The sequence below is a fragment of the Mesorhizobium sp. M7D.F.Ca.US.004.01.2.1 genome (assembly GCF_003997785.1).
GTDB lineage: Bacteria > Pseudomonadota > Alphaproteobacteria > Rhizobiales > Rhizobiaceae > Mesorhizobium > Mesorhizobium loti.
Window position 1 is genome coordinate 1 of record NZ_RZRQ01000726.1, and the last position, 720, is coordinate 720.

The 720-nt window shown below is 62.6% G+C and carries 1 protein-coding gene; it reads right to left on the reverse strand.

The window, feature by feature from the left end; genetic code table 11:
* Nucleotides 1–89: 89 nt before the first annotated feature.
* The coding region (locus EN993_RS36460) for an aminoglycoside phosphotransferase family protein (RefSeq protein WP_164758087.1) at nucleotides 90–720 on the reverse strand (631 nt) is incomplete at its 5' end.

Below are 720 nucleotides of genomic sequence, written 5' to 3' on the forward strand. Positions count from 1 at the left end.
GCGAGGCGCTGTCGCGTTCCTGATTGTGACAGCCGCCAACTGTTGAAGACGATTCCTCAGCAAAACGCCGGTGGTGGCGAAAAGCCGGCTTAAGTCACCCGCTGCGCGTGATCGGCAAGCACTTCATCGATCACATGCCGGGATTTTTCAACCTCGACCGGGTTGACGTCTATCTGTCCGGCGACCGTGATCAGCGCCTTCCACAGCGTCCAGCCACGACCGCGCGCCCACATCGCCTCATTGGCCGGAAGGTCGGCACGAAACGCCTCCCGGCTTTTGCCTTCAAACAATGTCCAGGCAATCGCCAGATCGCAGGCGGGATCGCCGACGCCGGAGGTTCCGAAGTCGATAACCGCGCTCAACCGGCCTTGCCCGACCAACAAATTTCCCCAACTGACGTCACCGTGGAACCAGACCGGCGCGCCGTGCCATGGCGCAGCAAGTGCTGCTTCCCACACCGCGCTGGCGGCGTCCGTATCGATCTTGCCGTCGAGGGCTGCGATCGCTTGCCGGGCTTCGCCATCGTAGACGCTCAGTGGTCCGCCGCGAAAGAAATTGTGCTGTCCCGGCGCCGGTCCCCCTGTCGCATCGATCCGCTGCAAGGCGACCAGGAACGCGGCAAGGTCGGTCGCAAATTGCGACAGGCTGGCGATCCGATCGCGCTTTGCCGTCTCGCCTTCGATCCAGCCATAAACTGACCAAGGCCAGGGATAGGTTCCA